A 6603-nucleotide genomic window follows, 5' to 3' on the forward strand; every position below is an offset into this window, starting at 1 on the left:
TAGGACTCCTCTATTAGATTTCAAATTTCTTTGATAGCTTGATTTGGATAATAGAAACAATTCCAATAATTAAGAATAAAATCAAGGCAATTGCATTCGCATATCCATATTGATTACTCTTGAAAGCATAGTTGTATACTAAAAGTCCAAGAGACGTTGTAGCATTATTTGGACCACCACTCGTCAAGGCAAAAATTTGGTCAAAGGCTGTCAAACCGGACTTAAGAGCTAGGATAAAAACCATAGAAATCGTTGGCAGCAAATAGGGTAATTCAATTTTCCAAAAAGTTTGTTTGCTTGTTGCACCATCAATTGATGCCGCCTCCAAAATATCATTTGGAATACTCTGAAGACCAGCAAGAAAGAGAATGATTGGCATTGCTACTCCTTGCCATAGAAGAACAAAAATAGTTGCCACTACCGCTCCGACAGGTGTTCCTAATAGACTCTCTTGTAGAAAACCAATCCCTAAAATTTTTCCAATCGTTGGAAGACCATAGTTGAAGAATTGTTTAAAAATCAAGGAAACTGTCAAACCAGACAAAACAGCTGGGAAAAAGAACCAAGCTCTAAAGAAGGTCTGCCCCTTCATCTTAGAATTTAAGGCTCGTGCCACAACCATCCCAATCGTAATCTCTCCAATAATCAATGCCAGAGTTAAAATCAAAGTAAAAGCTATGGCTGTGAAGAATTTCCCATCAATCATCAGCAATTTGTAGTTATTTAAACCAACAAATTTATAATTATAGGTCAATCCAGTCCAGTTAGTCAAACTATAGAAAGCACCTTGTACCATTGGAAAGTAAAAGAAGATAGCTTGTAAAGCAAGCGGGATGAGCAAAAATGTCCAACCCCAGTATTTATTTAAAAATTTTCGAATAGCCATATCATCTTAACTCCTATTCTAGTCCAAATCTGCCTTCATTGGATTAAAGAAAGCATTGAGATTGTTTGCCATATTTTTCAGATTTTTATCCATCAGGTAACCTGCACTTAGATTAAAAAAGTCTTCTTCAGAGTTCCAGCGTTGGCCCAACCAAACATAATGTTTGTCCGTAAAAGCCAGTTTAGAAATAGCTGCAAGCGCTGAATCTTCTTTTTCCTGTATGCCTTTTACCGCAACAGGTGATCCATCTACATCATAGTATGACTGCATAGCTTTTGGACTAGTCATATAGCTGATAAATTCTTCGGTTTCCTTAGGGTGTTTGGTAGTAGCTGAAGTTGATAATGCCATATCCCCTGCACCAACAGTGACTTCTTTTCCTACTTCTTCTCCAGGAAAGGCAAACATCCCCACCTCAAATTTTGGATCCTGTTGATTAATTGCGGCTAATGCCCATGATCCTTGTGGCATCATCAAGGCTTTTTCACTCGAAAATGCTACCACTGCATCATTATAAGAGGCACCACGCCAACCATCTTGAGCATTATCTGCTAATAAATCGAGTCGTTCTGCATCTGCTTTTAAAATAGCATCATCTGCAGAGATTGCGTTTGGTTTTGAAAAGCGAAGATAGTTATTAGCCGCGTCTCCACTACCCGTAAGGGTAATGAGAGAAAGTTGGTGGTAACCATTTAATGTCCAGCCTTCATTGCCTGCAACCGCAAACGGAGAATTTCCACTATCTTTTATCTTTTTAACAATCTCTTGAAACTCTTTAAAAGTCTTCGGTTCCTCAAGTCCTAATTCTTTAAACTTCGTTTTATTGTAATAGATTCCATAAAGGTTGGCCGTTAAAGGCACACTATAAACTTTATTATTAATCGCATACTTTTCAGCATAGTCATTCTTGATGTTCTCAAGATAGGGTTTTCCTGTCATATCTGCAAAATAGCCTGCCTTCGCCCACTCCTGAAAATCCATATTTTGAGGATAGATATTAATAATATCTGGAACATCTCCTGATAAAATACGAGTCTTTAGCACAATTCCAGCTGAAGGTACTGTAGTCAGCTTCACATCAATATTAGGGTGTTCCTTTTCAAAATCATCCACTATCTTTTGCAAGGTATCTGCCATCTCGGTCTTCTGGTTAAAAAACTCAATCGTTACCTTGCCATCAGTTGATTGATTGTTCTGACCACAAGCTACTAGGCCTAGTAAACTTGCCCCAGCTACTAAAAGAAAACCTGCTTTCTTATACCATTTCATTGGAATGCCTCCTTGATAAATTTATACGCTTTTATTATAGTCTTTTGAATTTATACTGTCTACTCAAAAAATCTCCTGGTGATAAGGTAACAGTTAAACCTGCATACATGAGCTCTGCACCCGAGTAAACAATGTTTGTCCCTTCCAGCTCATAAAGCCCTTCCACCTCTAAGTCTTTCAGTTTCAAGGTGGTTTCCATTGTTTCCACAACTGATAAGACTCGGACGTAGGTTACAATCGTTTGATTTCCATAGTTAAATTGCACAGCTGCTTCATTGGATTCAGCATCGGGATTGATTAACCTATACTGATTTCCCAACTGGACTACTGGTCGCAATTCTTTATACAAGTTCACCTGATTAGCGATCTCAGCTTTCTCCTCATCTGATAAACTTGTCAAATCAAGCTCATAGCCCAGATTTCCCATCATGGCTACATGACCACGAGTTTCCAATGGTGTCATTCGTCCCATCTGATGATTCGGTACTGCTGACACATGAGCCCCCATAGAAATGGTTGGATAGAGATAGGATGAACCGTATTGAATTTGTAAACGTGCAATAGCATCAGTATTATCACTAGCCCAGACTTGTGGGAAATAACGCATCATACCAAGATCATTTCGTCCACCACCACCAGAGCAGGACTCAAAGAGAATATGGCTATGCTTCTCTGTCAGATAAGAAACGAGTTCATAAAGCCCCAGCATGTACTGATGAGATTGCATCTTTGTCTCTAGATAGTTCGAACCATTCCCCAGATTAGTGATATTGCGGTTCATATCCCATTTGATGTAGTCAATTTTATGATGAGAGAGGAGTTCATCTAAAACATTTTTCAGATATTCTACTACCTGAGGATTGGCAAGATTAAGAACTAATTGATTCCGAGAGTAAGTATGCTCATATCCTGGAACTTGAATAGCCCAGTCAGGATGTTTACGATACAAGTCGCTATCAACAGAAATCATCTCAGGTTCTAGCCAAAGCCCAAACTGCAAACCTCTTTCATGGATAGCTGAAATCAGACTTTCTAGACTTCCACCCAATTTTTCCTCATTAACACGCCAGTCACCTAAAGCACGATTATCATCAAAGCGATTACCAAACCACCCATCATCTAATACAAAAAGTTCAATTCCAACTTTCTTAGCTTCATCTGCCAACTCTAACAGTTTTTCTCTCTGAAAGTCAAAGTAGGTAGCTTCCCAGTTATTGATAAGAATTGGACGCTCTTTTTTAGAAAATTTACTTGGCATAATGTGCTTAAGTACAAAATTCTGACTTTCATGACTAATACCAGTTAATCCCTTATCTGAATAAGTCACAAAAGCTACCGGTGTTTCAAAGTTTTCCTTAGGATCTAACTTCCAAGAAAAATTTTCTGGATTAATCCCAATAGCAACCCGAACTTCATTCAATTGATTCTTTTGGACAAAAGCTTCAAAGTTTCCACTATACATCAGTTGAATAGCAAACACATTCCCAGCATCCTCTGTAACTCCTTTATCACATAACAGAAGAGCTGGTGTTTGAGCATGCCCAGAAGCACCACGGTTCGAACTAATTGAAAAGATTCCTTGTTCTACCTGTTGACGTCGAACAGTCTTTTCACGAGCATAAGCTCCCTGTAAAGTCACCATTTCATAAGCTGCAGCAGGAAAATCAGCCATAAAAGAAAAGTCCTTATGAATGACAACTTCCTGATTGCTATTATTTTCCAATTTGCTATAACTAGCAATTGTCGCATCATTATCAAAAGCAGTATAATACAAAGTCAGACTAAGTTTAGCTTGAGGATCTTTTAAAATCAAGGCAAGCGTCTCTGTAGCATCCATGCTGTGAGGAGAAGGTAAGCCCTGTGGACCATTCTGACCTTTTAAAATCTTTGCTTCTACAAATCGAAAGTCTGTTACTTCAGTTGCATCATGTTGAACCTGTAAAGTTGGTTTTCTAAAGTCACCCAAACCATGTTGTCCAAAAATCTGACGTTGCGTATCCAAACTAAAGGTTCGATTAGTAGCTATGGGATTACCAGAAAAAGCATGATCGCGTTCGTAAACACTATTAGCCCCTCTATAGTTCTTAATAGTCTTTCCTAAATGTTTTAATAATAAGAACCCATCCCTATTTTCAATAATCAAGCTTAAACCTTTACTCTCAACGTAAAATAGATTATTCTCTATTCGAACTCCCATAAATTGTACCTCATCCATTTCTTGATAAAATTTTAGCACATAAAAGCGCTTTCTAAAATAGAGAAATGTATACAAAGTATGGTAAAATGTTAGGTAGGAGGTGACCCATGCTCGTTTTTTCAGAATACCAGACTGGAACAATTGATCTTTCTCTTAGCTTCTACGGTTATGAAGAATGCACGCCTAATTACTCTTTTGGCCCAGCTATTCGAGATACCTATGTACTCCATTACATTACTAAAGGAAAAGGTCAATTCCATTATAAGGGGAAAATTGTTGATTTAAAGGCAGGAGATTTCTTTTTACTAAAACCAGATGAATTAACATTCTATCAAGCAGATAGCCAGGATCCTTGGGCTTACTACTGGTTGGGGATCACTGGAGGGAGGGCACCTGACTACTTTGCTCTATCTCAAATTTCTGACCAATCCTACCTCATCCAGTCAAATAACTGTCATACACAAACAACTGCAAAACTCGTTGAAAATATTGTCCGTTTCGCTCAGATAACAAAATCAAATGAATTGGCTCAACTCCACATCATGGGACAACTCCATGAACTAATGTTTCATCTAGGAACTATTGCTCCCAATCAGAAAAAAGAGAATATTTCATCAACTCACCAGCTCTATCTTGACTGCAAACAATTAATTGATAGTCACTATCCACGATCGCTCACCATTCAAGATTTAGCAAAAGAGCTATCGGTTCATAGAAGTTACTTAACTAGTGTGTTTAAAGAATTTCACCAACTCTCTCCAAAAGAATATTTACTTTTCGTTCGAATGAAGCGTGCGCAACAACTTCTGGAACATACTGAAGAATCAATTAAAGTCATTGCGTACTCTGTCGGATTTTCAGACCCACTCCATTTCTCGAAAGCTTACAAGCAATTTTTTCATAAAACACCCAGCCAGACTCGAAAAGAACTCCCTCACCTCTCCCTAGTTAGAAAGGAAAATTAATGAAATCACACCAACAAGTCTACCAAATACTAGCCAGAGAAAACGACTATGTCAGCGGAGAAAAAATTGGCCAAGAACTGAATCTAAGCCGCACATCCATATGGAAAGCAATCCAACGTCTCCAACAAGAAGGACTCATGATAGACAGTATTAAAAATAGAGGTTACAAGCTGATCCAAGGCGATTTGATATTGCCTGATATAATCCAGGAGAAAACCAACTTAAACATTCTCTACAAACCAGAAACAAAATCCACTCAAACAGATGCAAAAGAAGGGATTGAAGCTGGAAACAAAGGAAATACACTCTATCTTTCAACCTGTCAGACGGCAGGTCGTGGCCGATTTCAGCGCCCCTACTATTCTCCATCTCAGGGTGGGATCTATATGTCCCTGCATATACAACCCAATCTTCCCTATGAAAAACTCCCATCCTATACTCTCCTTGTAGCTGCTGCAGTCTACAAAGCAATTAAAAATCTAACTATGATAGAAGTAGATATCAAATGGGTAAATGACATCTACTTTAAAAATAAAAAGATAGCAGGTATCCTCACCGAAGCAATGACATCAGTTGAGACAGGCTTGGTTACAGACGTCATTATCGGACTGGGTATAAATTTTTCTATAAGAGACTTCCCAGAAGACCTAAAAGAAAAAGCAGGCAGCCTATTTATGCCACCTGCACCAATTAGTCGTAATGAGCTCATCAGCGAAATATGGAATTGTTTCTACAATACGGATTCAGATGAGCTACTTTATATCTATAAAGAAAGATCAATCGTACTTGGAAAAGAAGTTACCTTCCAGCTAGATGGAAAATTGAAAAAAGGGCTTGCAAAAGAAATCTCAGAATCCGGCCAACTTCAAGTCGAACTTGAAGATAAACACACTATCTGGCTAAATAGCGGAGAAATATCACTAACAAGTTGGTAATAAACAAATCCCCCTTTTAATGATATAGAAGGGGGATTTACATACAAAAAAAGAGCCTAGCAACTCTCAACGTACGGAGAATGGGGGATTCGAACCCCCGCGCCGGTTACCCGACCTAACGATTTAGCAAACCGTCCTCTTCAGCCTCTTGAGTAATTCTCCTATTAATGGGCACGAGTGGACTCGAACCACCGACCTCACGCTTATCAGGCGTGCGCTCTAACCACCTGAGCTACGCGCCCAAGTTCAAAAACTTGGTATGAACTTTCGTTCAAAGCGGGTGACGAGAATCGAACTCGCGACAACAGCTTGGAAGGCTGTAGTTTTACCACTAAACTACACCCGCTTAGT

5 protein-coding genes and 3 tRNA genes are annotated in these 6603 nt (G+C 38.8%); 2 read left to right on the forward strand and 6 right to left on the reverse strand.

What is annotated here, in order from left to right:
* Window positions 1-13 precede the first annotated feature (13 nt).
* Genes HMPREF8578_RS12140 through HMPREF8578_RS12150 form a run of 3 tightly spaced genes read right to left on the reverse strand, consistent with a single transcriptional unit; the run spans window position 14 to window position 4352 of the window.
* The gene (locus tag HMPREF8578_RS12140) at window positions 14-886 is read right to left on the reverse strand and encodes a carbohydrate ABC transporter permease (protein ID WP_001007682.1); all 873 of its coding nucleotides are present in this window, start codon (window positions 884-886) and stop codon (window positions 14-16) included.
* Window positions 887-904: 18 nt separating this feature from the next.
* Window positions 905-2155, reverse strand: coding sequence for an extracellular solute-binding protein (locus tag HMPREF8578_RS12145; protein WP_000872424.1), 1251 nt, complete (start codon window positions 2153-2155; stop codon window positions 905-907).
* A 34-nt stretch (window positions 2156-2189) separates the two neighbouring features.
* On the reverse strand, window positions 2190-4352 hold the full coding sequence (locus tag HMPREF8578_RS12150) for an alpha-galactosidase (protein WP_025168856.1): 2163 nt from the start codon (window positions 4350-4352) through the stop codon (window positions 2190-2192).
* 107 nt (window positions 4353-4459) lie between these two features.
* On the opposite strand from HMPREF8578_RS12150, the gene HMPREF8578_RS12155 reads away from it, so the two are divergent.
* Both HMPREF8578_RS12155 and birA read left to right on the forward strand, forming a co-directional pair.
* Window positions 4460-5317 carry an AraC family transcriptional regulator gene (locus HMPREF8578_RS12155; protein ID WP_000959983.1) on the forward strand — a complete coding sequence of 286 codons (858 nt, stop codon included), beginning with the start codon at window positions 4460-4462 and terminating at the stop codon, window positions 5315-5317.
* Window positions 5317-6252 carry a bifunctional biotin--[acetyl-CoA-carboxylase] ligase/biotin operon repressor BirA gene (birA, locus tag HMPREF8578_RS12160; RefSeq protein WP_000835312.1) on the forward strand — a complete coding sequence of 312 codons (936 nt, stop codon included), beginning with the start codon at window positions 5317-5319 and terminating at the stop codon, window positions 6250-6252. The genes HMPREF8578_RS12155 and birA overlap by 1 nt, the downstream gene beginning before the upstream one ends.
* Window positions 6253-6326: 74 nt before the next feature.
* Here birA and HMPREF8578_RS12165 read toward each other — a convergent pair.
* The 3 genes from HMPREF8578_RS12165 to HMPREF8578_RS12175 all read right to left on the reverse strand — a co-directional run bounded on the left by HMPREF8578_RS12165 (window position 6327) and on the right by HMPREF8578_RS12175 (window position 6598).
* Window positions 6327-6414 (reverse strand) — tRNA-Ser (locus HMPREF8578_RS12165).
* Window positions 6415-6420: 6 nt separating this feature from the next.
* A tRNA-Ile gene (locus HMPREF8578_RS12170) sits at window positions 6421-6494 on the reverse strand.
* A 33-nt stretch (window positions 6495-6527) separates the two neighbouring features.
* Window positions 6528-6598 (reverse strand) — tRNA-Gly (locus HMPREF8578_RS12175).
* Between the last annotated feature and the right edge of the window lie 5 nt (window positions 6599-6603).

The organism is Streptococcus oralis ATCC 49296 (assembly GCF_000185265.1).
Classification (GTDB): domain Bacteria; phylum Bacillota; class Bacilli; order Lactobacillales; family Streptococcaceae; genus Streptococcus; species Streptococcus oralis_BC.